Genomic DNA, 22976 nt, shown 5'->3' on the forward strand with positions numbered 1-22976 from the left:
GTCGGCATCCCGTACTCCGCACCGTTGGCGGACATGCCGATAATCTCGATCGCACCCAGATTCGCCGAGATGAACGCCAACCCCGTCACCCACGCCGGCAACGCCCGCCCCGACAAGAAAAAGTCCAGACTGGTGGAAACCGCCCGCCGCGGCCAGATACCCAATCCCCAGCACGAAAACGAAGTACAACGCCAACAACCCGTAATCCACGGCATTGGCATCAAGAAGCTGACCCTGGGCTAGCTGCACTGCCACCCCACCTCCAGACCCAACAAAGTCGAACGACAACCACCACATACGCTCGCAGTCGGACAGTACCGCACAGCCGGTGGGGTCACCTCGGGCCGATATCAATTCGTTGGCTCCCGACCCTAGGGCGGTTCGCGGGTTCCCGCTGGTCAACACGTGCCCGACGGAACGCGCGGCGTCCGCCCCGGCGCCTGGTCGAACCGGACGAGAGCGCCAGCCTGCTCGCCTACCTCGCGCCCCCGAAGGCGGCGAGTACCGCCGGAGCGGATCACCTGACCGACGACACGCCGCGGGAACGGCCTGCCCGGAGCAAGGGAACTTTCCTGCCACCCCGGCTCAACAGGACTGCAGCAAGGGAACTTCCCTGTCACTTCCGCGCAGCACGGCCCGGGACGGTGCTCGTCTGCCCGGCAGGGAGCAAGGGAATTTTCCTGTCATCCGCGGGCAGCCCGGAAAGCGGCAAGGGAACCTTTCTGCCACCTCGGCGGCAGGAAGGTTCCCTTGTGTGCGGGTACGGCGTTCCGGCTCAGAACAGGCGGTACTCGTCCGGTTCGATGCCGCGCAGCTTGTCGTAGTCCAGGATCACGCAGCGGATGCCGCGGTCCTCGGCGAGAGTGCGGGCCTGCGGCTTGATCTGCTGGGCCGCGAACACGCCGCGGACCGGCGCCAGCAGCGGGTCCCGGTTGAGCAGCTCCAGGTAGCGGGTCAGCTGCTCCACCCCGTCGATCTCACCGCGCCGCTTGATCTCCACAGCCACGCTGGCCCCGGACTCGTCGCGGCACATCAGATCCACCGGCCCGATGGCGGTCGGGTACTCGCGACGCACCAGCGACCAGCCCTCGCCGAGGGTCGTGACGTGCTCGGCGAGCAGTTCCTGCAGGTGTGCCTCGACGCCGTCCTTGACCAGACCCGGTTCCACACCCAGCTCGTGTTTGGAGTCGTGCAGGATCTCCTCGATGGTGATGACCAGCTTCTCCCCGGCCTTGTTCTGGACGGTCCACACGCCGGGGTCCTCGATCAACCAGCACGGCGGGCTCATCCAGTTCAACGGCTTGTAGGCCCGGTCGTCGGAATGCACCGACACCGAACCGTCGGCCTTGACCAGCAGCAGACGCTGCGCCATGGGCAGGTGCGCAGTGAGCCGGCCGACGTAGTCCACCTGGCAGCGAGCAATGACGAGTCGCACCCGGCACAGCGTACGGACGTCGATCCGGATGTCGAGCACCCCCGCCGCACTCCGCGGTTCGGGCAGGGGCCACCTCGGTGTCCCACTGGCCGAGATACGGTTACGCCTCGTGTCCTTCGCCCGATCCCTGCTCCGCGTCAAACCCGCCGAGCAACTCGCCGAAGACGGATCGCACACCCCGCTGCGCCGAACCCTCGGGCTCGTGCCGCTGGTGGCGCTGTCGGTCGGCGCGACGCTCGGCACCGGAATCTTCGTGGTGCTGGCCGAGGCCGCACCCGCCGCCGGGCCCGCCGTGGTCGTCTCGTTCGTGCTGGCCGGGCTGGCCGCCCTGTGCTCGGCGCTGTCGTACGCCGAACTGGCGGGCAGCGTGCCGGTGTCCGGTTCCGCCTACTCGTATGCCTACGCCACGCTCGGCGAGCTGGTCGCCTGGATCTGCGGTTGGTGCCTGCTGCTGGAGTACGGGGTGTCGGTGGCCGCGGTCGCGGTCGGCTGGGGCGGCTATCTCAATGAGTTTCTGCGGGGCACGGTGGGCCTGACCATTCCCGATGCGTTCGCGGCACCGCCCGGCGACGGCGGTGTGGTGAACGTCCCGGCGGCGCTGGTCGTGCTGCTCGCGACGGCCGTGCTGCTGATGGGCGTGCGGGAGAGCGCGCGGGCGACCACCATCACCACGCTGCTGAAGATCGCGGTGCTGGTGTTCTTCGTCGCCGTGGCGATCACCGCGTTCCGTTCGGCGAACATGACGCCGTTCGCCCCGGCCGGAATCGCGGGCATCTCGGCGGGTGCCTCGGCGGTGTTCTTCTCGTTCATCGGGTTCGACGCGGCGTCCACGGCCGGTGAGGAGGCCCGCGACCCGGCCCGGGACCTGCCGCGGGCGATCATCCTGTCGCTGGCGATCGTCACCGCCATCTACGTGCTGGTCGCGTTCGCGGCGGTCGGTGCGGTCGGTGTCGGTGTGCTCGGCGAGTCCGACGCCTCGCTGGCCACCGCCCTGCGGGTGGTGACCGGTCAGGGCTGGCCGTCGGTGGTGCTGGCGTTCGGCGCGGTGCTCGCCATCGCCTCGGTGGTGCTGATCGTGCTGTACGGGCAGACCCGCATCCTGGTGTCAATGTCCCGCGACGGGCTGCTGCCGGGAATGCTGTCGAAGGTGAATGGCCGCGCGGTGCCCGCCGGCAACACGGTGGTGGTCGGTGCCGTCGTGGCCGTGCTGGCGGCGGTGGTGCCGCTGAACCAGCTGGCGGAGGCCACCAGCATCGGCACCCTGGTGGCGTTCGGGCTGGTGAACATCGGTGTGCTGGTGTTGCGGCGGACGCGGCCGGAGCTGCCGCGCAGTTTCCGTACCCCGCTGATGCCGTGGGTTCCGCTGCTGGGGCTGGCGCTGTGCGTCTACCTGATCTTCGGGCTGGATGCGGTCACCTGGCTGACCTTCGCGCTCTGGACGGCGGTGGGGTTGGCGGTGTACTTCGGCTACGGCCGCCGCCGTTCGAAGCTCAATCGCACCGTGGTCGAAGCCGCCGACTGACGGCAGGGGAGCGTCCGGTACCGCTGCGCGCCCGAAGTGACAGGAAAGTTCCCTTGCTCCGCGCACCGCATCCTGTGTGGACGGCCTGGTTCGGTGCTGTGAGGTGCGGTCGTGACGGGGTCGACGGCGGGAATCGTCCGGAGTGGACGTGGTGCTGCCCCGTGATCACGGCGCTCACCGGTTCGGGTCGCGCTGCGGGGCGAACGCCGTGCACCGGCGGAGCAAACCCGTTTCCGGCACCATGGCCGCATGAAGCAGATCAGCAGCCGCGCGGTGTACACGAATCCGTGGATGACCGTCCGGGAGGACGGCGTTCGCCGGGCCGACGGGTCCGAAGGCATCTACGGCGTGGTGGACAAACCCGACTACGCGCTGGTGATCCCGCTCGATGGCGACCGGCTGCACCTCGTTGAACAGTTCCGCTACCCGCTCGGGTTGCGGCGCTGGGAGTTCCCGCAGGGCACCGCGCCGGACCGGCTCGACATGGAGGCGACCGAACTGGCCGCCCGGGAACTGCGCGAGGAAACCGGGTTACGGGCCGCGGAGCTGGTTGAACTCGGCACGCTCGACGTGGCGCCGGGCCTGTCCAGCCAGCGCGGCCGGGTGTTCCTGGCCACCGGCCTCACCCAGGGCGAGCACGACCGGGAACTCGAGGAGCAGGACATGCGCGCGGCGTGGTTCACCCGCGCCGAGTTCGAGAAGATGGTCGCCTCGGCCGAGATCACCGACGCCCAGTCGATCGCCGCCTACACCCTGCTTCTGCTGCACGAGCGCCAGCAGTCCTAGGTCCCGCCGCCGGAGCAGGTCAGCCCGACCCGCTCCGCCGCCGTCACCGGCGCTCAGGTCTCCTCCAGGATCGAGCGCAGGAACTTCCGGGTCCGCTCGTGCTCGGGAGCCTCGAACAGCTCGTCCGGCGGCTTGTCCTCGATGATCTTGCCGCGGTCGAACATCAGCACCCGGTCGGAGACGTCACGGGCGAACTTCATCGCGTGCGTGACGCACAGCATCGTGATGTCGGTGGTGCGGGCCAGGTCCCGCAGCACGTCCAGGACCTCCGCCGCCAGCTCCGGATCCAGCGCTGAGGTGATCTCGTCAAGCAGCAGCACGTCGGGGCTCATGGCCAGCGCCCGGGCGATCGCCACCCGCTGCTGCTGGCCCCCGGACAGCTCCGACGGGTAGGCGTCGAGCTTGTCGCCGAGCCCCACCATCTCCAGCAGCTCCCGCGCCTGCCGCTGTGCGTCCTGCGCGGACCGCCCCAGCACGTGGATGGGCGCCTCGGTCACGTTGCGCAGCACCCGCATGTTCGGAAACAGGTTGAACTGCTGGAACACCATGCCGATCCGCCGCCGCATGCGGCGCAGGTGCTTCTCGTCGGCGGGCACCAGCTGGTCGCCGCGCCGCACGTGCGTGAGGCATTCGCCGCCGACGAAAATGGTGCCGCTGTTGACGCGCTCCAACGTCATCAGCAGCCGCAGGATCGTGGTCTTGCCCGAGCCGCTGGGCCCGATCAGCGTCACCCGCTGCCCCGGGCGCACCGCGAAGTCCAGTTCGTCGAGGACCACGTTGTCGCCGAACCGCTTGACCACCCGGTCGAACCGGATCATGTCGCTGGTTCCGGATTCAGATGCCGACACGACGCTCCAACCTCCGCACCAGCAGCGACGACGGGTAGCTCAGCAGCAGGAAGAACAGGCCCGCCAGCGTCAACGGCTCGACGTAGCGGTAGGCGTCCGACCCGGCTTCCTGCGCCGCCCCCACCAGGTCGAGCACCCCGATCGCCAGCAGCAGCGGCGTCTCCTTGAACATCGAGATGGTGTAGTTGCCCAGCGCGGGCAGCACCCGCGGGATGGCCTGCGGCAGCACCACGCCCGTCCACACCCGGTGGGTCGGCAGGCTCAACGCTGTGGCCGCCTCCCACTGGCCGCGCGGCACGCCGTCGATGCCGGCCCGGTACACCTCGGCGGTGTAGCAGGCGTAGTGCACGCCCAGACCGATCACACCCGTGGTCAGCGACGAGAACCGCACCCCGATGTCGGGCAGCACGTTGTACAGGAAGTACAGCTGCACCAGCAGCGGCGTGCTGCGCACCACCTCGATGAACACCCACGTGGCGAGGCTGACCGCGCGGATCCGGGAGCGGCGCAGCAGCGCCAGCACGAGCCCCAGCGCGAACGCCACGGCCGACCCGAGCACGGTCGCCTCGAAGGTCACCAGGAGGCCACGCAGGATGTCCGGGATGATCCGGCCGGTGAACTCCCAGTCCCAGATCATCTAGACCGCCCCACCCTGGCCGAGCACCCGCTCCGGTTCCACCGGGCGTCGCCCCACCGCCGCCGCGGCCCGCCGCTCCCACACCCGCATCACCGCCGTGATCAGCAGCGACAGCACCAGGTACAGCGCCAGCATCAGCAGATAGATCAACGCCGTCTGGCCACTGAAGTTCGGTTCCAGCACGTCCCGGCCCTGGTAGGTGATGTCGTGCACGAAGATCAGCGACAGCAGCGCGCTGCTCTTCAGCAACTGGATGAACAGGTTGTTGAACGGGGGGATCATCTCCACCACGGCCTGTGGCAGCACCACCCGCCACAGGCGTTGCACGCGGCTGAAGCTCAACGCCACCGCGCACTCGTACTGCTCCCGCGGCACTGACTGGACCGCCCCGCGCACGATCTCCCCGCCGTAGGCCCCGTGGTTCAGCCCGAGGACGAGGACCCCCGCCCACAGCGGCAGCAGCTCGAAACCCACCAGCAGCGGCAGCGCGAAGAAAATCCAGAACAGCTGGACGACCTCGGACGTGCCGCGCCACACCTCCACGTAGATCCGCGCGACCACCCGCACCCACCGCCACGGCGCGAGCATGCCCAGCCCCGCGGCGAACGACAGCACCAGGCACAGCGCGATACCGCCCGCGGTGGCGAGCACGGTCGCGGGCACGCCCTGCAGCAGGACCACCAGGAAGTGCGAGACGTTCTCGAACATGGCGCCTCCCGCTGCCCGCGGTCAGGCACCGGCGCACAGCCGGTCCGTGGTGACATCGGCCGGCGGCAGGTTGTCGCGGGTGAAGCCGAACGGCTCGGTGATGCGGAGCCATTCGCCGCTGCCGTGCAGCTTGGCCAGCTCCGTGTTGAAGGCGTCGCGCAACGTCGTGTCACCCGACCGGAACACGAACGCGCCCGCCTGGATCTCCGCTCTGCCGTCGATCATCGGGGTGAAGCCCTGGGTCACCTCGACCGGCGCGCCCGGGTTCTTGCGGACCAGGTCGTTGAGCGAGATGTTGGTCAGCGCCGCGCAGTAGACGCGCCGGTCGGTGACCGCCTGCAGCAGCGCGTTCTGCGTGTCGAAGACCTGCACCTGGGACTCCGGCACCCCCAGGCGGAGCGCGTAGTTCTTCTCCACCGCGCCGCTGAGCACCGCCACCCGCAGGTTCTTGCGCGTGACGTCCTCGAACCGCGTGACACCCTCGGGATTGCCGCTGGGCACCAGGAACGCCGTGGGCGCGATGTAGTCGGGGATGGAGAAGGCGGCGTTGCGGCAGCGCTCGGGCGTGATGAACATGCCCGCTGCGACGACCGCGAATTTACCCGCGTTCAGCGCGGGGATGAGCTGGTTGAAGTCGACCTGGGTGGCCTGCACCTCGTTGACCCCCAGGTTCCGGAACACCGCGCGCGCCACCTCGGGTGCTTCGCCGGTGACCCGGCCGGTCTGGTCGGTGAAGCCGTAGGGCGCCTCACCGGCGATACCGGCCTGGATCGTTCCCGAACTGCGCGCCGCCTGCAGCGGGTCGCCTCCCGCGTCCCGGCCACCGGTGGGGGTGCAGCCGGTGAGCACCCCACCTCCGAGGACCACGGCACCGGTGCCCCGCAGAAAGTCCCGTCGCGTCCACGCCGTGCTCGCCATTGAGGATCGCCCCTTCACCACGCGGAGCAAAGTCCTCGTCCATGGTCGACCCCAACCATGTGACGCGCATGACCAGGTGCGGCGGCGTTCTCGGCCGGGATTCACCAGTTCCCACCCCGAATCGGGGTGTTTTCCGCACGTCCAGGCGCAACACAAGGCGCCTCCGACCACGCAACTCGGCCGGACGGCACCCTGCACTCATCACTCGATCGAGTGACAGTAGTGGGTTCAGTCGGTGACGCGTTCGATGTCCGCGCCGAGACTGCGGAGGTTCTCCACGAAGTTCGGGTAGCCGCGGTCGATGTGGAACACGTCCCACACCTCCGTCACCCCGTCCGCGCACAGGCCGGCCAGCACCAGGCCCACACCCGCCCGGATGTCGGTGGCCCACACCGGGGCGCTGGACAGCTTGTCCAGACCGCGCACCACCGCATGATGCCCGTCGGTGCGCGCGTCCGCCCCCATCCGCACCAGCTCCTCGATGAACCGGAAGCGGGACTCGAAGAGATTCTCGGTGATCATCGACGTGCCGTCGGCCACCGCCGACAACGCCAGCGCCATCGGCTGCAGGTCGGTCGGGAACCCCGGGTAGGGCAACGTCACGAAGTCGACCGCCTGCGGACGGCCCCGCATCACCACCCGGAAGCTCTCCTCGCCGGTGGTCACCTCGGCGCCGGCGCTGCGCAGCTTCTCCAGCACCAGGTTCACGTGCCGCGGATCCACCCCGCGTACCTCGATGTCGCCCCGCGTCGCCGCCGCGGCAAACGCCCACGTGGCACCCACGATGCGGTCCCCGATCACCCGGTGCTCCACAGCCCGCAGGGACGACACCCCGTGCACGGTCAACGTCGACGTGCCCGCACCCTCGATCTTGGCGCCCATCTGCTGCAGCATCACGCACAGGTCGACAATCTCCGGCTCACGGGCCGCGTTGTCGATCACCGTGGTGCCCTCCGCCAGCACCGCGGCCATCAGGATGTTCTCCGTCGCCCCCACGCTCGGGAAGTCCAGCCAGATCTGCGCGCCGCGCAGGTTCTCCGCCTCGGCCACCACCGCGCCGTGCTCGATGTGGCTGGTCGCGCCGAGCTGCCGCAGGCCGCTCTGGTGCATGTCCAGCGGGCGCGAGCCGATCGCGTCCCCACCCGGCAACGTCACCACCGCGCGGCGGCACCGCGCCACCAGCGGCCCCAGCACGCACACCGACGCACGCAGCTTGCCCATCGACGGCGACACCGCCTCGTGGCTGATCACCGCCGGAGTCGTGATGCGCACCGTGCCGCCGTGGATCTCCACCTCGCAGCCCAGGCTGCGCAGCACGTCGGCCATCAGCGGAACGTCCAGGATCTCCGGGCAGTTGACGATCGTCGTCGTGCCCTCCGCCAGCAGAGCCGCAGCCATCAGCTTCAGCACGCTGTTCTTCGCCCCCACCACGTCGACCTCGCCGACGAGGCGCGCTCCGCCGTGTACCCGGAAGTGCTCACTCACGAGCATCGAGGTTACGGCCCGAGCCCCACCGCTCTCGGAGCGGGTGCGCACGCCCCTCGGAGCGGGTGCGCCGGCGCGAGCATGGGAACTTTCCTGTCACCTGCGACAGGAAGGTTCCCTTGCTCACCACGGCGCCGCGCCTAGGCTGTCGGCATGGCTGTCCACCTGACGAAGATCTACACGCGGGCCGGCGACGCGGGCACGACGCGCCTGTCGGACAACTCCGTGGTGCACAAGACCGATCCGCGGCTGATCGCCTACGCCGACGTGGACGAGACCAACTCGGTGATCGGGGTGGCCCTGGCCACCGCGCGACTCGGTGACGACGTGGTGACGGTGCTGCGGGCGGTGCAGAACGATTTGTTCGACGTGGGCGCGGACCTGTCCACCCCCGTGGTGGAGAACCCGAAGTATCCGCCGCTGCGTGTCACCCAGTCCTACGTCGACCGGCTCGAAGGCTGGTGCGACGAGTTCAACGCGCGGCTGGGCAAGCTCGACTCGTTCATCCTGCCCGGCGGCACCCCCGGCGGCGCGCTGCTGCACCAGGCCAGGTGCGTGGCCCGGCGGGCCGAGCGCTCCGCATGGGCGCTCGTGGCGGCCGACGGCGACCGCACCTCGACCCTGCCCGCCAAGTACCTGAACCGGCTGTCGGACCTGCTGTTCATCCTTGCCCGGGTCGCCAACCCAGACGGCGACGTGCTGTGGAAGCCGGGCGGCAACGCCTAGTTCCTCGCGGAGCACGCGACGCCCGGCATCCCCGCACCCGAACTCCCGGCAACCAGCACTGCCGCCACACCGTGGGGCTAGAGCTCCTTGGCGAAGCACCGGCTCAGCGGGTCGTCGCGGTACACGCCGAACTTCTCGGTCTCGACGTACCCAGACGACTCGTAGAGGCCGATGGCCTCGGGCTGGCGGATTCCGGTCTCCAGCACCAGGCGCCTGCAGCCGGCCAGCGCGGCAGTCCGCTCCAACTCCACGAGCATCTGCCGCGCCAGCCCGTTGCCGCGGGCCTCCGGCACGATGTACATGCGCTTGATCTCGGCGTCACCGTCCCGGAAGCCCAGCTCGGCGTCGTCGTGCCGCCGCCACCCGCCGGACGCCACCGCGCGTCCGCCCCGGTAGCCGAGCAGGAACAGCCCGTTCGGCGGCGCGAACTCGACGGGGTGCACCGGCGTCAGGTCCTCCTCGCCGTAGCGGGCGACGTACTCCTGTTGGAGGGCTCCGATCAACTGCTGGGCGTCGGGGTGGTCGTAGCCGACGATCACGATGCGCACGAGCGCAGACTAGTTCGCGAGCCGCATCCTCAGTCCAGACTTTTCTCGTACCAGAACTGGGCGTATGCGTTGTTGTTGTAGGCCGGGATCTGCCGGTAGCCGGCGGACTCGTAGAGTCGGCGGGCCTCCACGAGCTCGGCCGCGGTGTCCAGCCGCACCCGGTCGCAGCCGAGCCGGCGCGCCTGGTCCTCGAGAGCCGCGAGCAGGGCTCGCCCGGCTCCCCTGCCGCGCAACTCGGGCGCGATCCACATGCGCCGGATCTCCCCCACGCCGCCCGGCTCGGTGCGCAGCGCACCACAACCGAGGACCTGCTCCTCCACCCGCACCACCAGGAACGCCCCGGCCGGTGGGGCGAAGTCGTGCCTGGCCGGTGGGGCGGCACGGCTGGTGTCGAACCCGCCCGGGAAGCGGCGGTCCAGCTCCGCCACATACCGGGCCAGCGCACGCTGGGCGTCCGGGCTGTCGACGGGTTCCGGTTCGATCGTGAAACTGGCCTGCTTGGTCACGCCGTCCAGTCTCGCGACCAGGCCCCTTCACTTCCAGTTACGCAACCGAAGGACGCGTAAAGTCAACCTTCATGCTGGACCCGTCCCGCCTGCTCGTGCTGCTCGCCCTGCACCAGCAGGGCAGCGTGACGCGCGCCGCCGAACAACTCGGCCGCACCCCGCCCGCCGTGTCGCAGCAGCTGGCACGGCTGGAGAACGACGTCGGCGCGCAACTCGTCGACCGCCACGCCAACGGCGTCCGGCTGACCCCACTCGGCATCCGGCTGGCCGAACAGGCCGCGCGCATCGCCGCCGCGGTGCGCGACGCCACCGACGACGCCGAGCGCTTCCGCGGCGAACACCGCAACCGGCTCCGCCTCGGCGCGTTCCCCACCGCCGGCCTTGCCCTGCTGCCCGACACCCTCGCCGCCCTACGGCACCGGCACCCCGACGCCGAACTGTCCGTGGTTGACCTCGGGCCGCACGAAGGCATCGAGCGCGTCGCGGCCCACCAGCTCGACCTGGCGCTCGTCGGCGAGTACGACGCGCCCCTGGGCTCGCCACCCGGGGTCCGCCTGGTGCACCTCCTCGACGACCCGGTGCACGCCGTGCTGCCCAGCGATCACCCGCTGGCCCGAGCCGCCGCGCCGCGGCTCGGCGACTTCCGCGCCGACGCGTGGGCCGCGGCCCCGGCCAGCCTGCCGAACCGGCGCCAACTCGAAGCCGCGGCACGAGCGGAGGGGTTCGCGCCGACCGTGGCGTTCGAGTTCGAGTCCTACGCCGTCGCCGAAGCCGTGGTCTCCGCCGGGGTGGCGGTGTCGTTCATCCCCCTCCTGGCCATCACCGGCCAGCCCGGCACGGTGCACCGCCCGCTGGCCACCGGCCTGCACCGCCGCATCCACGCCGCCGTGCCCACCAGCACCCGCCATGCCCCGCTGACCGACGTGTGCCTGCGCCTCCTCCACGACCTCTGCGCCGACCTGGGCCGCTGAGGTGAGTAAGGGAACCTTTCTGTCATCCGCGACAGCAGCACCCCGGCGCCGCCGCCGACGACCGGGCAGCGACACCTGGCGGGAAGCCGACAACCACCCAGGTTCCACCGGCTCCCGTCCGCACGCGGCACCAGTGCGCATGCGCGGACCTGTCGCGCCCCACCAGCAGCAGGATGGTTCAGCGAATCAGAACGCGGACACGCGTCGAGAAAGCGCGGCCCGAAAACGAAAAGCGCACCGCTCGCGGCCCGCGGCAGGCGCGACGAACCGGTGCGCGGTGCGAGTCAGGACGCCCAGGGCACCGAGTGGCCCGGGGGCGCGGACTCCAGCCAGGACAGGAAACCGGTCAACGCGTCGGTGCCCATCGCCAACTCCAGCTCCGTGCCGCTGCCGGTCAGGTCGAGCACCGTGGCCCCCGGCGGCATCGCGTAGGACTCGGCCAACGACGGCTCCCGCCGACGTGCGATCTCCACGTCCCGGCGGTTGATCACCCAGTTCGGCCCGGACCGCAGGCTCAGCACCCGGTACCAGGCGAACTCCTCACCCCGGTAGTGCGCCACCCCGAGGTGCCAGCCGCGGCCGCTGCTGTCCGTGGTGGCGCGCAGCGCCACATCGATGCCGCCCACACGCAGTTCCCGCAGCCGACGCCACGCGAGCGCTCCGATGACCAGGGCTGCCACCAACAGCAGCCCCAACACCGCGGCGACCAACACGACCGGGGAACCCATGTGCGACCCGGATCAGGCGGAGTGGCCGGCTGCTCGCAATCGGCTCAACGCCCGTGCTCGGGCTTGTTCGTCCGCGCTCTTGGCGTCCTCGCGAGCCTGCGCCACGTCGATCTCGTGGGCGAGCTCCGCGGACTCCGCCAACACGCTCACCCCGTCTGCGGTGACCGACAGGAACCCGCCGTGCACCGCCGCGGTGACGGTCTCCTTGTCGGACGTGGTGATGCGCACCACGCCACCCTCGACCAGCTCGCCGAGCAGCGGCTCGTGCCCCGGCAGGATGCCGATCTCCCCTTCGGTGGTCTGCGCGACGACGGCGGTCGCTTCCCCGGACCACAGGCGGCGCTCGACGGCGACCAGTTGGACGGACATGTTGGCCACGCGCGTCTCCTTTGTCGGGTGTGTGCCCGCAGTCTAGCCAACGCCACCTGGGCGATCGTGACCGGCCGGGCTGGGAAGTGCTGTTTGCAAGCGGGGTCGGGATCCGCGCGGACCCCGACCCCGTCGCCGGTGTGGTCGACCCCGCCGGGGCGGGGCCGCCCGCTCACTTCTCGGTGAGCTTCTTGTACGCCTGCTCCAGGTCGTCCAGACCACCGATGGACAGGAACGCCTGCTCCGGGTAGTGGTCGAAGTCGCCCTTGCAGAGCTTGTCGAACGCCTCGATGGTCTCCTTCAGCGGCACGAAGGAGCCCTCCTGACCGGTGAACTGCTTGGCCACGAAGAAGTTCTGCGACAGGTAGCGCTCGATGCGCCGCGCCCGCTGCACCGTCACCTTGTCCTCTTCGGACAGCTCGTCCATACCGAGGATGGCGATGATGTCCTGCAGCTCCTTGTACTTCTGCAGGATGCGCTTGACCTCCTGCGCCACCCGGTAGTGCTCCTCGCCGACGATGGCCGGGTCGAGGATGGTGGAGCTGGACGCCAGCGGGTCCACCGCCGGGTAGATGCCCTTCTGGGAGATCGCACGCGACAGCTCGGTGGTCGCGTCCAGGTGGGCGAACGTGGTCGCCGGCGCCGGGTCGGTGTAGTCGTCCGCCGGCACGTAGATCGCCTGCATCGAGGTGATCGAACGACCCCGGGTCGAGGTGATCCGCTCCTGCAGCTCACCCATCTCGTCGGCCAGCGTCGGCTGGTAGCCCACCGCGGACGGCATCCGGCCCAGCAGGGTCGACACCTCCTGGCCGGCCTGGGTGAACCGGAAGATGTTGTCGATGAACAGCAGCACGTCCTGGTTCTGCACGTCCCGGAAGTACTCCGCCATCGTCAGCGCCGACAGCGCGACCCGCATACGGGTGCCCGGCGGCTCGTCCATCTGGCCGAACACCAACGCGGTGTCGGCGAGAACGCCGGACTCGGCCATCTCCACCCACAGGTCGTTGCCCTCGCGGGTGCGCTCGCCGACACCGGCGAACACCGAGGTACCACCGAAGTTCTTGGCGACCCGGCGGATCATCTCCTGGATGAGCACCGTCTTGCCGACACCGGCACCGCCGAACAGACCGATCTTGCCACCCTGCACGTACGGGGTCAGCAGGTCGATCACCTTGATGCCGGTCTCCAGCATCTCGGTCTTGCCCTCGAGCTGGTCGAAGCTCGGCGCCTTGCGGTGGATCGACCACCGCTCGGCGTCGGACGCGTAACCGGGCTCGTCCAGGCAGTGGCCCAGCGCGTTGAACACGTGGCCCTTGACGACATCACCGACCGGCACCGAGATGCCGGCCCCGGTGTCGGTGACCGCGACGCCGCGCACCAGACCCTGGGTGGGCTGCATCGAGATCGTCCGCACGACGCTGTCGCCCAGGTGCTGGGCGACCTCCAGCGTCAGCGTCTTGGCCATGCCCTCGGCGGTGATGTCCACCGTGAGGGCGTTGAAGAGGTCCGGCACCTGATCGCGCGGGAACTCGACGTCCACGACCGGGCCGAGCACCCGGACGACGCGGCCGGTGCCAGTGCTGGTGGCAGTAGCAGCAGTCATGTCACTCACTTCCTGCGGACGAGAGCGCCTCGACACCGCCGACGATCTCGCTGATTTCCTGGGTGATCTGGGCCTGGCGGGCCTGGTTGGCCTCGCGGCTGAGAGTCCGGATCAGCTCGTCGGCGTTGTCGGTCGCCGACTTCATCGCCGTCCGGCGTGCCGCGTGCTCCGAAGCCGCCGCGTCCAGCAGACCCGCGTACAGGCGTGTCTTGATGTACTTCGGCAGCAACGCGGCGAACAACGTCTCGGCGTCCGGTTCGAACTCGTAGGTGGACTTGAGCGTCTTCACCGGCTCCTCGGAGTACTCCACCTCGAGCGGGGCGATCCGCCGAACCGTCGGTCGCTGGGTGAGCATCGAGACGAACTCGGTGTGCACCAGGTGCAGCTCGTCCACGCCCAGCTTACCGTCCGCCCCCCCGTCGTCGAGGTAGTCGTCGGCGCCGGCCAGGAACGCCTTGACCAGGGTTTCACCGACCTCGGCGGCGTGTGCGTAGTCGGGGCGGTCGCTGAAGCCGCTCCAGCTCGCCTCGATCTTGCGCTGCCGGAATCGGTAGTACGTCTCGCCCTTGCGGCCGATGACGTACAGCACCGGCTCCTTGCCCTGCTCGCGCAGCAGCGACTGCAGCTCCTCGGCGGCCCGGATCACGTTGGCGTTGTAGCCGCCGCAGAAACCCCGGTCGCTGGTGACGACCAGCACCCCGGCGCGCTTCGGGTTGGTGCGCTCGGTCAGCAGCGGATGGTCCAACGTGCTCACGTCGGCCAGCGCCGACAGGACCCTGGTGATCTCGTCGGCATACGGCCGCGAAGCCTCGACCCTGGCCTGCGCCTTCATGATGCGCGAGGTAGCGATCAGCTCCTGCGCCTTGGTGATCTTCCGGGTCGATTTGATCGACCGGATGCGGTTGCGGAGTTCCCGAAGTTGAGCCATGGCTTACCCGGTCACTTCTTCGGCGCGGGCCGGTTGATCTTCACCGTCTCCTGCCCCACCTCGTCGGCGGCCAGCGCCTCGGCGTCGGGCTCGGCGCCCGGGGCGACCGACTCGCCGCTGGAGGCGGTGAACTGCTTCTTGAAGTCCTCGACCGCGTCGACGATCGTCTTCTCGGCGTCCTCGGAGAGCTTGCCGGTCTCAACGATGTCCTTGAGCGTGGTCTCGTGGGTGCGCCGCAGGTGCGCCAGGAACTCGGACTCGAAGCGGCGCACGTCGGCAACCGGCACCGAGTCCAGGTGGCCCTTGGTGCCGAGGTAGATCGCGACGACCTCCTCCTCGACCGGCAGGGGCTCACCCTGGCCCTGCTTGAGGACCTCCATCAGGCGGGCGCCGCGGTCCAGCTGGGCCTTCGACGCGGCGTCGAGGTCGGAGGCGAAGGCGGAGAACGCCTCCAGCTCCCGGTACTGCGCCAGGTCGATCTTCAGCGACCCGGTGACCTGCCGCATCGCCTTGATCTGCGCGGAACCACCGACGCGGGACACCGAGATACCGACGTCGATGGCCGGGCGCTGACCCGCGTTGAACAGGTCGGACTGCAGGAAGCACTGCCCGTCGGTGATGGAGATGACGTTGGTCGGGATGTACGCCGACACGTCGTTGGCCTTGGTCTCGATGATCGGCAGACCGGTCATCGAACCGGCACCCATGTCGTCGGAGAGCTTCGCGCAGCGCTCCAGCAGGCGGGAGTGCAGGTAGAAGACGTCACCCGGGTACGCCTCACGGCCCGGCGGACGACGCAGCAGCAGCGAGATCGCGCGGTACGCCTCGGCCTGCTTGGAGAGGTCGTCGAACACGATCAGAACGTGCTTGCCCTGGTACATCCAGTGCTGGCCGATGGCCGAACCGGCGTACGGGGCCAGCCACTTCAGACCCGGCGAGTCCGAGGCCGGGGCGGCGACGATGGTGGTGTACTCCATCGCGCCCGCGTCCTCCAGGGACCGCTTCACACCGGCGATCGTGGAGCCCTTCTGGCCGATCGCCACGTAGATGCAGCGGACCTGCTTCGCCGGGTCGCCGCTGGCCCAGTTCTGCTTCTGGTTGATGATGGTGTCGACCGCGACCGTGGTCTTGCCGGTCTTGCGGTCGCCGATGATCAGCTGGCGCTGGCCGCGGCCGATCGGGGTCATCGAGTCGATGGCCTTGATGCCGGTCTGCAGCGGCTCGTGCACGCCCTTGCGCTGCACGACCGTGGCCGCCTGCAGCTCCAGCGCGCGCTGCCCCTCGGCGGCGATCTCGCCGAGGCCGTCGAGCGGCTCACCCAGCGGGTTCACCACGCGGCCGAGGAAGCCGTCCCCGACCGGGACCGAGAGGACCCGGCCGGTCCGCCTGACCTCCTGGCCCTCCTCGATCTTCTCCGACTCACCCAGGATGACCGCACCGATCTCCTGGGTCTCCAGGTTCATCGCGACGCCGTAGATGCCGCCCGGGAACTCCAGCAGCTCCTCGGTCATCACCGAAGGCAGACCCTCGACATGGGCGATGCCGTCACCGGTATCGGTGACGACCCCGACCTCCTCGCGGCTGACCTCCGGGGAGTAGCTGGAGACGTACTTCTCGATCGCACTGCGGATCTCGTCCGACGAGATCGTCAGCTCCGCCATGTCTCGTTCCTGCCCTCGGTTCGTTCTTGGAAGGGAGTGGTTGCTCGAGCGCCCCGCTCAGTCGGCGAGATCGCGTCGAAGGGACTGCAGGCGTCCCGTGATGCTGCCGTCGATGACCTCGTCGCCGACCCGGATCAGCAGCCCGCCCACGATCTCCGGGTCGACCTCCAGGTGGAGGGCGATCGGTCGCGAGTAGATCCGCTGCAGGGTGCGCGAGAGCCGCTGCTGCTGCTCGTCGCTGAGCGGCATCGCGGACTTGACGTGCGCCACCGACCGCTCCCGGCGCTTCGCCGACAGCTCGGCCAGCTCTTCCAGCCCCTCGCTGATCCGGCGGCCGCGCGGCCGCGCCACCAGCTGGTGGACCAGGTTCAGGGTGACCGGCTCGACCTTGCCCTCGACGAGCTGGTCGACGATCGCCTTCTTACCCGCCGCGTCCGCCGCCGGGTCGGACAGCAACCGCTCCAGGTCGACCTGGGAGCCGATGATGCGCCCCAGCCGGAACAGCTCGTCCTCGACGGCGTCGAGGCGACCGGCCCGCTCGGCCTGCACCAGCAGCGCGGTGCGGCCCATCCGCTCCAGCCCCTCGACCAGGTCGCTGGGGCTGGACCACCGGGCCCGGACGGCCTCGACGACCACCGGCAGCGCCCGGGCGCCGAGCCGGTTCGCCAACAGCCCGCGGGCCAGGTCTTCCCTGGACCGCGGGTCCGTGGAGGCGTCGGCGAGCGCCCGCCGCAGCGTGGACTCGCGGCCCAGCAGGCCGGCCACGCCGAACAGCTCGTCGGCGAGCCCGGTGATCTCCGCGGCCGAGGCCCCGTCGGTGGCCTGCAGCAGCTGCAGCTCGGTGGCTGCCAGCGCCTCCCGGCTCGCGGCGTTCACGAGGGTGCTCAACTCTCAGCGCCTTTCACTCGGTCAGGACTTGGCCGCTTTGGACGAAGCCGGGGCCGAGGTGGCTTCCAGCTCCTCGAGGAACCGGTCGACGGTGCCCCGCCGACGAGCCTCGTCCTCCAGGGACTCGCCGACCACCCGGCTGGCCAGGTCCACCGCGTGGCGGCCCAGCTCAGCGCGCAGTTCGGCGACGATCTGCGCCCGCTGATGCGCCAGCTGGGCCTGGCCCTGGCTGACGATCCGCTCGGATTCGGCCTGCGCCTGCGCGCGCATCTCTTCCAGGATCTGCTGGCCCTCGGCGCGGGCGTCATCGCGGATCCGAGCCGCTTCCGCGCGGGCCTCGGCCAGCTGCGCCTTGTACTGCTCCAGCGTCCGCTGGGCCTCGGCCTGCGCGGCCTCGGCCTTGGCAATCCCGCCCTCGATCCGCTCGCTGCGCTCCGCGTAGATCTTCTCGAAGCGCGGGATGGCGTACTTCCAGAGCACGAACAGCAGCAGCCCGAATGCGATCAGACCGACCACGATCTCCGCGGGCTCCGGGACGATCGGGTTGTGCTCGCCTTCCGCGGCCAGCAGCATCTGCGTCTTCACCACAACGTCTCCCAACGCGTTGAGCCGTGAGATCAGGCGCTGGCGATGAAGTAGATGACCAGACCGATCAGCGCAAGCACCTCGACCAGAACGAAGGAGATCCAGGCGATGCCCTGCAGCTGGCCCTGGGCCTCCGGCTGGCGGGCGGTGCCGTTGATGACGGCCGCCCAGATCAGGCCGACGCCGATACCCGGGCCGACAGCGCCCAGGCCGTAGCCGATCGCGGCCAGACCGGGGTTGATGTTGACCGCGGCCTCAGCAGCCTGCGCAAGAACGATGTTGCTCACTTTCACTACCTTTCACTCGGTCCGCTATCTCGGCGCGGATCGGAGGTCTTGGTCCTTCTCAGTGGCCTTCGGCCAGCGCTGCACCGATGAAGTTGGCGGCCAGCAGCGCGAAGATGTAGGCCTGCAGCACCTGGATCAAGGCTTCGACGAACGTCAAGGCAATGGCGAAGGCGAATCCGATGACCGAAACCGGCTTGAACCCCGCACTCGCCTCCAGGAGCAGGAACTCGCCGCCCAGGGTGAACACCAGCAGGATGAGGTGCCCGGCGAACATCGCGGCGAAGACTCGGATCGCCAGCGCCGCCGGCTGGAACAGGAACTTCTGCAGGAATTCGATCGGGGCCAGCAGGAGGTAGATCGGCTTCGGCACCCCGGGCGGGAACATGATGTGCTTGAAGTAGCCCAGGAACCCGTGCCGCGCGAAGCCCACGGAGTGGAACACCAGGTACACCACGGCCGCCAGGGCGAGCGGGAACCCGATGCGCGACATCGTCGGGAACTGGATGATCGGGATGATGCCGAAGAGGTTGTTCACCAGAATGAACGTGAACAACGTGAAGATCAGCGGCACGAACGGACGGAAGTCCTTGGCCCCGATCTGCTCCCGCGCGATCTTGTTGCGGCTGAATTCGTAGATGAACTCGGCCACGAACTGCCCCTTGCCCGGAACCAGCTTCAGGTTGCGGGTGGCGATCACGAAGTAGGCGCCCACGATGATCGCCGAGAGCACGACAAGGACCATCGGCTTGGTTACTCCGCCGAAGATCGGCGGAAGGACAAAGCTATCGGCACCTGGCGGCTGGAAAGTTCCGCCCTCGGCCAGCATCAGCGCGCCCAACTGGGCTCCTTCCGGTTCTCCCGGTGAACGTCACTCTGCCGGGGGAATCGTCACGTTTTGCACTTAACGTACCTGATACGCGATCTGGCACGCGTAGGGGCCCTCCCCACCGAGTGGAGCCAAGGACCTCGATGGAGTCCTTCGACCCGCGCTGAGCAGGGAAGGCTGTTCGCGGCGCAGACGATACCAGCGCTTAGGTAGGCACCCGACACACCGGTCCGCTACTGCTGCCCGGGGACGCCCGGAACGAGCTCATGACAGGAGTTGGAACCGGTTCAGCTCCCTGGAACGATCGTTGGGATCCGGGTCCGCTTGAAGGCCACCACCTCGGCCCCCGCCCACACCAGCACGGTCGCCAGCATGGTGAACGCCGTCGCCTCCCGGTGCACCAGCTCGATACCACCGAGCACCGTCATCACCACCAGCAACACCAGCATCTTGCCGACGTACCCGCCGAGCGCGGCGACCATCACGAACTGCGGATTCATGCCACCGGTGAAGCGCATCAGCCAGATCGTCAGCAGCGAGGACCCGAAGGCCACCGCGCCGCCGACCAGCGCCCCCACCAGGCCGGGCAGCCCGACCAGGACGGTTGCCACGACCGCCCCCAGCACGACCGTGACCAGCCCGGGCCACACCGCCGTGCGCAGCATCGCCGAGGCGAGCCTCCGCACCGTCTCGGCGTGCGGGTTCTCCGGCTCGGCCTGCTGCTGGCCGGGGGTCGGCGCGTCGGTCGCTTCGCTCATCAGGACTCTCGATCGGCTCGGCTGCGCATGCGCGGAATCACCGAAATGATAGCCGCCAGCAGCACCCCGAGGCCGACGACCCACGCCACCACCACGGCGTTGAACAGGGTCAACGACACCGCACCGAACGCGATGACCGCCGCCCACAGGTAGATCAGCAGCACCGCGCGCCGCTGCGAGTGCCCGATCTCCAGCAGCCGGTGGTGCAGGTGCATCTTGTCGGCGTGGAACGGGCTGCGGCCCGCACGGGTGCGCCGCACCACGGCCATGATCAGGTCCAGCAGCGGCACGAACAGCACCGCCGCGACCACCAGCAGCGGCGACAGCAGCGCGATCGTGTCGGTCGGGTTCGACCCGGTGTAGTCCATCTTCCCGGAGGCACTGGTGCTCGCGGTGGCCAGCATCAGCCCGATCAGCATCGAACCCGAGTCGCCCATGAAGATCCGGGCGGGCTGGAAGTTGTGCGGCAGGAAGCCCAGGCACGCCCCGGCGATGGCGGCCGCGATCAGCGCCGGCGGGTAGGCGGTGACGTCGCCGTTCTGCCGGTCCAGCACGCCCAGGCAGAACACGAACGTGGCGGTGGCCGACACCAGCCCGATGCCCGAGGCCAGCCCGTCGAGGCCGTCCACGAAGTTCATCGCGTTGATCATTGCCACGGTCAGCAGCACGGTCAGCAGCTGGCCCTGGTTGCTGCCCAGCACCATCAGCTGGCCCACGTGGTCCTCGGAACCGCCCCAGGGCACCCAGAAGTTGAACCACTGCACGCCCAGCAGCACCAGGATCCCGGACGCGGTGACCTGCCCGGCCAGCTTGGTCAGCGAATCCAGCTCGAACCGGTCGTCGAGCGCGCCGACCGCCACGATCAACCCGCCGGCGGCGATCACCGCGAGCGCATCCTTGGAGTAGTCGAAGCTACGGGACAGCGCGGGCAGGTTGGCGGCCAGGAACATCGCCGCCAGCACCCCGCCGTACATGGCCACCCCGCCCATCCGGGGCATCGGGGTCACGTGCACGTCCCGCTGGCGCGGGTAGGCGACCGCGCCGACGCGGATCGCCAGCAACCGCACCAGCCCGGTCAGCAGGAACGTGGTTGCCGCAGCGGTCAGCAGCACGAGCAGGTATTCGCGGGCGGGCAGCCCCACCGGAGCCCAGGATGCGTTGTCCATACCGGCGGCTCACCCGCTCCTCTGCGGGTCGTCGGCGTCCAGCCCCCAGAACGGAGTTCTCAAGCCCGGCGCTCCTCATCGCTTCCCACGTGGCGGATTTCGGGCACTAACGCTATCGGCCCCCGCCGCGGCCGCTGTCACCGGTCCGCTTCGACGTCCTCACCGAGCACTTCGGACACCTCGGACAGGCTCACCGCACCCTCCCGCAGCACCCGCGGCCACCCCTGGGTCAGGTCGATGATCGTGGAGGCCACCGGTTCCCCCGACGGCCCGCCGTCGAGGTACACCTGCACCGAGTCGCCCAGCTGCTCGCGGGCCTCGGCCACGGTGCTCGCCGGTGGCTGACCGGTGCGGTTGGCGCTGGAGACGGCCATCGGGCCGACCTCCCGCAGCAGGTCCAGGGCCACCGGGTGCAGCGGCATCCGCAGGTTCACCGTGCCCCGCGTGTTGCCCAGGTCCCAGTTCAACGACGGCGCCTGCGGCAGCACCAGGGACAGGCCGCCCGGCCAGAATGCCTCGATCAGGGCCCGCGCCTGTTGCGGCACCGACATCACCAGCCCATCCACAGTGGACCAGGAGCCGACCAGCACGGGCACCGGCATGTCCGGACCGCGCCCCTTGGCGGCCAGCAGCGCGTGCACCGCGGTGGCGTCGAAGGCATCCGCGCCGATGCCGTACACCGTGTCGGTGGGCAGCACGACCAAGCCTCCCGCGCGAACCGTGTTGGCGGCGGCGGCCAGCCCCTCTTCGCGGCCGGCTGGGGTCCTGCAGTCATAGACGGCGCTCACGACTGGCATCCTGGCACGCTCGCTTGCGGCCCGTTCGAGTGGTGCGGCGGATCACCGTCCGGGACCATTCGTGCGGGGCGCGAGGGGCTTCGGCGGACCTCGGACCCGCGCAGGTGTGCACCGGCCGCCGCCGCACCCACCCGACCGGCGGCACCCCACGGGCCACAGGCGTAACACCGGTGCGCTCGACTGAGATCCGTTGGGTGTGCTCGCGGACCGGACAACGTCCGTGGCGCTGGGACGTCAGCCGGACGCGGCACAACACCAAGCGAGCACGAGGAGAGAGAGCATGACCGCCCCACCCCAGGGTGTCGAGGTCGACCACATCGAGTTCCCCGCCGGCAAGATCCGCTACTACCGGGCCGGATCCGCCGGGCCGGCGATCGTCCTGCTGCACGGCGGCGGGCCGGACAACGCCCTGATCAGCTGGCGCCACGCGATCGGTGTGCTCGCCGCCGACCACCGGGTGTTCACCCCGGACCTGCCCGGGCAGGGCGGCAGCATGCCGTGGCGGGGACGAGCCAACCAGCGCACCTTCGAGGAGGTGCTGCGCTGGCTGCTGGACGCCTGGCAGGTGCCCGAGGCGACCCTGGTCGGCCTCTCCATGGGCGGCAGCATCGCCACCGGGTTCACGCTGCGCAATCCGCAGCGAGTGCGGGGACTGGTGCTTGTGGACAGCACCGGGCTGCAACACCGGCTGCCCCGGCACCTGCTGACCCACCTGCTGTTGCGATCCCGGTTCGCCGGGCCGGCGGCGGCGAGACTCCTGCGGCTCAACCGGTCCCTGGTCCGCTGGATGCTCACCCGGCTGTTCTTCGCTGGCGACCACCAAGTGCCGGACCTGGAGTCCATTGTCGACGAGGTGCGCGCGGAAGCCGCGGCGCGCGGCTCGGTGTTCGCCGACTGGCACGCCGACGCCGTGGACAGCCGCTCGATGCGCATCAACCACCTGCCGGACGTCAGCCGCATTCACTGCCCGGTCATGATCGTCCACGGTGAACGCGACGCCATCGTGCCGCTGTCGGCGGCCCAGGACGCGGCCCGGGCGATCCCCGGCTCCACCCTCCGGATCGTCACCGGAGCGGGCCACTGGCCCAACCGGGAGAAGCCCAACGAGTTCAACGCCCTCCTCCGCGAATTCGTCAACACCCACGGCTGACCGGAGCAAGGGAACTTTCCTGCCACTCGCCCCACGGCGCCACGGCGACCGCCAGTGGAGCAAGGGAACTTTCCTGCCACTCGCCCCACGGCGCCGCCCGGTGCCTGCAGGTGAGCAAGGGAACCTTCCTGCCACCGGCC

General features: G+C 69.7%; 25 protein-coding genes and 1 pseudogene. 5 read left to right on the top strand and 21 right to left on the bottom strand.

Translation table 11 applies throughout. The features are described 5' to 3' along the window. Positions 1 to 297 (bottom strand): annotated as a pseudogene (locus IEY17_RS23240) (hypothetical protein); the annotation flags it as partial. 478 nt (positions 298 to 775) lie between these two features. After that, positions 776 to 1435 carry an endonuclease NucS gene (nucS, locus tag IEY17_RS23245; protein WP_188991286.1) on the bottom strand — a complete coding sequence of 220 codons (660 nt, stop codon included), beginning with the start codon at positions 1433 to 1435 and terminating at the stop codon, positions 776 to 778. 109 nt (positions 1436 to 1544) lie between these two features. Between nucS and IEY17_RS23250 the strand changes: the two genes are divergently transcribed. Then, complete coding sequence (locus IEY17_RS23250) at positions 1545 to 2957, top strand: amino acid permease (RefSeq protein ID WP_229680532.1); 1413 nt, start codon at positions 1545 to 1547, stop codon at positions 2955 to 2957. A gap of 249 nt (positions 2958 to 3206) precedes the next feature. Continuing rightward, entirely contained in the window at positions 3207 to 3743 is a 537-nt protein-coding gene (locus IEY17_RS23255) for an NUDIX domain-containing protein (RefSeq protein WP_188991291.1), read from the top strand. Between the two features lie 53 nt (positions 3744 to 3796). Here the strand turns inward: IEY17_RS23255 and ehuA are convergent, their stop codons facing one another. The 5 genes from ehuA to murA form a co-directional block, all read right to left on the bottom strand. Beyond that, positions 3797 to 4561, bottom strand: a complete 765-nt coding sequence (gene ehuA / locus IEY17_RS23260; protein ID WP_188991412.1) for an ectoine/hydroxyectoine ABC transporter ATP-binding protein EhuA — start codon at positions 4559 to 4561, stop codon at positions 3797 to 3799. A 16-nt stretch (positions 4562 to 4577) separates the two neighbouring features. Beyond that, positions 4578 to 5228, bottom strand: coding sequence for an ectoine/hydroxyectoine ABC transporter permease subunit EhuD (gene ehuD / locus IEY17_RS23265; protein WP_188991293.1), 651 nt, complete (start codon positions 5226 to 5228; stop codon positions 4578 to 4580). Next, positions 5229 to 5936: an ectoine/hydroxyectoine ABC transporter permease subunit EhuC gene (gene ehuC / locus IEY17_RS23270; RefSeq protein ID WP_188991296.1), complete on the bottom strand. Its 708-nt coding sequence runs from the start codon at positions 5934 to 5936 to the stop codon at positions 5229 to 5231. It abuts the gene before it with no gap. Positions 5937 to 5957: 21 nt separating this feature from the next. Next, positions 5958 to 6854, bottom strand: a complete 897-nt coding sequence (ehuB, locus tag IEY17_RS23275) for an ectoine/hydroxyectoine ABC transporter substrate-binding protein EhuB (RefSeq protein WP_188991298.1) — start codon at positions 6852 to 6854, stop codon at positions 5958 to 5960. A 228-nt stretch (positions 6855 to 7082) separates the two neighbouring features. Further along, entirely contained in the window at positions 7083 to 8339 is a 1257-nt protein-coding gene (murA, locus tag IEY17_RS23280) for a UDP-N-acetylglucosamine 1-carboxyvinyltransferase (RefSeq protein ID WP_188991300.1), read from the bottom strand. Between the two features lie 153 nt (positions 8340 to 8492). Here murA and IEY17_RS23285 point away from each other — a divergent pair, with 153 nt between their 5' ends. Then, positions 8493 to 9065: a cob(I)yrinic acid a,c-diamide adenosyltransferase gene (locus IEY17_RS23285; protein ID WP_188991302.1), complete on the top strand. Its 573-nt coding sequence runs from the start codon at positions 8493 to 8495 to the stop codon at positions 9063 to 9065. A 77-nt stretch (positions 9066 to 9142) separates the two neighbouring features. Here the strand turns inward: IEY17_RS23285 and IEY17_RS23290 are convergent, their stop codons facing one another. Together IEY17_RS23290 and IEY17_RS23295 are read right to left on the bottom strand one after the other, a co-directional pair. Beyond that, complete coding sequence (locus IEY17_RS23290) at positions 9143 to 9613, bottom strand: GNAT family N-acetyltransferase (RefSeq protein ID WP_188991304.1); 471 nt, start codon at positions 9611 to 9613, stop codon at positions 9143 to 9145. A 29-nt stretch (positions 9614 to 9642) separates the two neighbouring features. Further along, the gene (locus IEY17_RS23295; protein ID WP_229680534.1) at positions 9643 to 10119 is read right to left on the bottom strand and encodes a GNAT family N-acetyltransferase; all 477 of its coding nucleotides are present in this window, start codon (positions 10117 to 10119) and stop codon (positions 9643 to 9645) included. Positions 10120 to 10190: 71 nt separating this feature from the next. Here IEY17_RS23295 and IEY17_RS23300 point away from each other — a divergent pair, with 71 nt between their 5' ends. Beyond that, positions 10191 to 11090 carry a LysR family transcriptional regulator gene (locus IEY17_RS23300; protein WP_188991306.1) on the top strand — a complete coding sequence of 300 codons (900 nt, stop codon included), beginning with the start codon at positions 10191 to 10193 and terminating at the stop codon, positions 11088 to 11090. A gap of 284 nt (positions 11091 to 11374) precedes the next feature. Here the strand turns inward: IEY17_RS23300 and IEY17_RS23305 are convergent, their stop codons facing one another. From IEY17_RS23305 to IEY17_RS23360, 12 genes are all read right to left on the bottom strand, one after another. Further along, positions 11375 to 11818: a DUF2550 domain-containing protein gene (locus IEY17_RS23305; protein ID WP_188991308.1), complete on the bottom strand. Its 444-nt coding sequence runs from the start codon at positions 11816 to 11818 to the stop codon at positions 11375 to 11377. 12 nt (positions 11819 to 11830) lie between these two features. Further along, the gene (locus IEY17_RS23310; protein WP_188991310.1) at positions 11831 to 12196 is read right to left on the bottom strand and encodes a F0F1 ATP synthase subunit epsilon; all 366 of its coding nucleotides are present in this window, start codon (positions 12194 to 12196) and stop codon (positions 11831 to 11833) included. Positions 12197 to 12359: 163 nt separating this feature from the next. After that, complete coding sequence (gene atpD / locus IEY17_RS23315) at positions 12360 to 13790, bottom strand: F0F1 ATP synthase subunit beta (RefSeq protein WP_188991312.1); 1431 nt, start codon at positions 13788 to 13790, stop codon at positions 12360 to 12362. A 1-nt stretch (position 13791) separates the two neighbouring features. Next, positions 13792 to 14718: a F0F1 ATP synthase subunit gamma gene (locus tag IEY17_RS23320; RefSeq protein ID WP_188991314.1), complete on the bottom strand. Its 927-nt coding sequence runs from the start codon at positions 14716 to 14718 to the stop codon at positions 13792 to 13794. A gap of 11 nt (positions 14719 to 14729) precedes the next feature. Continuing rightward, positions 14730 to 16379 carry a F0F1 ATP synthase subunit alpha gene (atpA, locus tag IEY17_RS23325; protein WP_188991316.1) on the bottom strand — a complete coding sequence of 550 codons (1650 nt, stop codon included), beginning with the start codon at positions 16377 to 16379 and terminating at the stop codon, positions 14730 to 14732. Positions 16380 to 16436: 57 nt separating this feature from the next. Then, the gene (locus IEY17_RS23330; protein WP_188991318.1) at positions 16437 to 17267 is read right to left on the bottom strand and encodes a F0F1 ATP synthase subunit delta; all 831 of its coding nucleotides are present in this window, start codon (positions 17265 to 17267) and stop codon (positions 16437 to 16439) included. A gap of 21 nt (positions 17268 to 17288) precedes the next feature. Next, positions 17289 to 17852, bottom strand: coding sequence for a F0F1 ATP synthase subunit B (locus IEY17_RS23335; RefSeq protein WP_188991416.1), 564 nt, complete (start codon positions 17850 to 17852; stop codon positions 17289 to 17291). Between the two features lie 32 nt (positions 17853 to 17884). Beyond that, the gene (locus tag IEY17_RS23340) at positions 17885 to 18139 is read right to left on the bottom strand and encodes an ATP synthase subunit c family protein (protein ID WP_188991320.1); all 255 of its coding nucleotides are present in this window, start codon (positions 18137 to 18139) and stop codon (positions 17885 to 17887) included. Positions 18140 to 18197: 58 nt separating this feature from the next. Further along, complete coding sequence (atpB, locus tag IEY17_RS23345) at positions 18198 to 18977, bottom strand: F0F1 ATP synthase subunit A (RefSeq protein ID WP_188991322.1); 780 nt, start codon at positions 18975 to 18977, stop codon at positions 18198 to 18200. Between the two features lie 275 nt (positions 18978 to 19252). After that, a complete protein-coding gene (locus tag IEY17_RS23350; protein WP_188991323.1) occupies positions 19253 to 19723 on the bottom strand; it encodes a Cg1360 family ATP-synthase-associated protein in 471 nt (156 codons plus the stop codon). Continuing rightward, positions 19723 to 20889 (bottom strand): glycosyltransferase family 4 protein, encoded by a 1167-nt coding sequence (locus IEY17_RS23355; RefSeq protein WP_188991325.1) that lies wholly within the window; start codon positions 20887 to 20889, stop codon positions 19723 to 19725. Before IEY17_RS23355 ends, IEY17_RS23350 begins: the two co-directional genes overlap by 1 nt. Positions 20890 to 21026: 137 nt before the next feature. Next, positions 21027 to 21677, bottom strand: coding sequence for an L-threonylcarbamoyladenylate synthase (locus IEY17_RS23360; RefSeq protein WP_188991327.1), 651 nt, complete (start codon positions 21675 to 21677; stop codon positions 21027 to 21029). A gap of 289 nt (positions 21678 to 21966) precedes the next feature. On the opposite strand from IEY17_RS23360, the gene IEY17_RS23365 reads away from it, so the two are divergent. Continuing rightward, positions 21967 to 22836, top strand: coding sequence for an alpha/beta fold hydrolase (locus IEY17_RS23365; RefSeq protein ID WP_188991329.1), 870 nt, complete (start codon positions 21967 to 21969; stop codon positions 22834 to 22836). Positions 22837 to 22976: the final 140 nt, after the last annotated feature.

Origin of the sequence: Saccharopolyspora thermophila (assembly GCF_014646075.1) — a bacterium.
In the GTDB taxonomy this organism is placed as follows: Bacteria; Actinomycetota; Actinomycetes; order Mycobacteriales; family Pseudonocardiaceae; genus Saccharopolyspora; species Saccharopolyspora thermophila.